Origin of the sequence: Rhodopseudomonas sp. B29 (assembly GCF_000333455.1) — a bacterium.
GTDB lineage: Bacteria > Pseudomonadota > Alphaproteobacteria > Rhizobiales > Xanthobacteraceae > Rhodopseudomonas.
The window spans coordinates 1-1840 of sequence record NZ_BADD01000770.1; the positions used below are offsets into that span (position 1 = coordinate 1).

General features: G+C 64.0%; 2 protein-coding genes. Both read left to right on the plus strand.

The window, feature by feature from the left end; genetic code table 11:
- A partial coding sequence (locus I5M_RS27770) for an N-acetylmuramoyl-L-alanine amidase (protein WP_022724387.1) occupies positions 1–556 on the plus strand: 556 nt, incomplete at its 5' end.
- Positions 557–766: 210 nt separating this feature from the next.
- Positions 767–1840, plus strand: a 1074-nt coding sequence (locus I5M_RS27775) for a transglycosylase domain-containing protein (protein WP_031337827.1), incomplete at its 3' end; no start/stop codon positions are given.

Genomic DNA, 1840 nt, shown 5'->3' on the forward strand with positions numbered 1-1840 from the left:
GACCCGAAGCGACGACACTTTCATCCCGCTCGGTGAGCGGGTCGGCATCGCCCGCAATGCCGGCGCGGCCTGTTTCATGTCGATTCATGCCGATGCGCTGCCGCCCCGCGAAGGCGATGCCCAGGGCGCGACCATCTATACGTTGTCGGAGAAGGCGTCCGACAAAGAGGCGCAGCGGCTGGCGGACGCCGAAAACAAGGCCGACGCCATTGCGGGCGTCGATCTGACCGAAGAGCCGACCGACGTCGCCGACATTCTGATCGATCTCGCCCAGCGCGAGACCAAGACGTTCTCCAGCCGGTTCGCGCGGCTGCTGATGACCGAAATGAAGGGGGCGACCCGGCTGCACAAGAACCCGCTGAAGTCGGCTGGCTTCCGTGTCCTCAAGGCGCCGGACGTGCCCTCGGTGCTGCTCGAGCTCGGCTACGTTTCCAACCAGGGCGACCTGAAGCAACTGATGTCGGAGCAATGGCGCACCAAGACGGTGACGTCCGTTGCCGATGCGATCGATTCGTTTTTTGCCAAGCGGGTGGTTTCAGCCGGGCGGCCGAAATGACCGGCGGGCGGCCTGCGACGGGCCCTAGTTTGGCCACAGCGTCCGCTCTATAAGTCGCCTTCAGTTCGCGAGTTTGTTGCCCGGCACGCCGGTTCTGACGCGGCGGTTGCCGACGAGAACGGGCGAGACCAAAGTCTTTCGAACGAAGCTTCCTCCTTGGGAGGAGACGCGCCGCAAATGGCGGCCTCGGGGTTGAACGGAACTTAATCGATGCGCTTGCTGCTGCGGTTTTTCGGCTTTCTGTTCGCCGCCGGAACCATCGTGTTCCTGGTTGGCGTCGCCGGCGTGGCGGGACTGATCTGGCATTTCTCCAAGGACCTGCCGGACTACTCGCAGTTGCAGGATTACGAGCCGCCGGTGATGACCCGCGTCCACGCGGCGGACGGCTCGCTGCTGGCCGAATATTCCAAGGAGCGCCGGCTGTATCTGCCGATCCAGGCGGTGCCGAAGCTGGTGATCAACGCCTTCCTGGCGGCCGAGGACAAGAACTTCTACGAGCACGGCGGCATCGACTACACCGGCATGGCGCGTGCGGCTTTGGTCTACGCGCAGAATTTCGGCTCCAACCGCCGGCCGCAGGGCGCCTCGACCATTACCCAGCAGGTCGCCAAGAACTTCCTTTTGACCAACGAGGTGTCGTTCACCCGTAAGATCAAGGAAGCGCTGCTGGCGATGCGCATCGAGCGCGCTTACTCCAAGGACAAGATCCTCGAGCTGTATCTCAACGAAATCTATCTCGGCCTCGGTGCCTACGGCGTCGCCGCCGCCTCGCTGGTGTATTTCGACAAGTCGGTCAACGAGCTGTCGATCGCCGAAGCCGCTTATCTGGCTGCGATGCCGAAGGCGCCAGGAGCGCTGCATCCGATCCGCAATCACGACCGCGCCGTCGAGCGCCGCAACTACGTGATCGACCGGCTGCAGGAGAACGGCTGGATCAAGGCCGCGGACGCCGAGAAGGCCCGCAAGGAGCCGCTGGTCGTCGCGACGCGTGGCAATGGTGCCCACACCTTCGCAGGCGAATACTTCGCCGAGGAGGTCCGTCGCGATCTGCTCGAGCGCTACGGCGAGAAGAAGCTTTACGAAGGCGGCCTCTCGGTGCGCGCCACACTCGACCCCAAGCTGCAGGTCGAAGCACGCAAGACGATGACGGCGGGCCTGGTCAAGTTCGACGAGGCCCAGGGTTATAGGGGGCCGCTGTCGAAGCTCGACATCTCCGGCGACTGGGGCATCAAGCTCGCCGACGTCAAATCGCTCGCCGACATCGCGCCGTGGCGGATGGCGGTG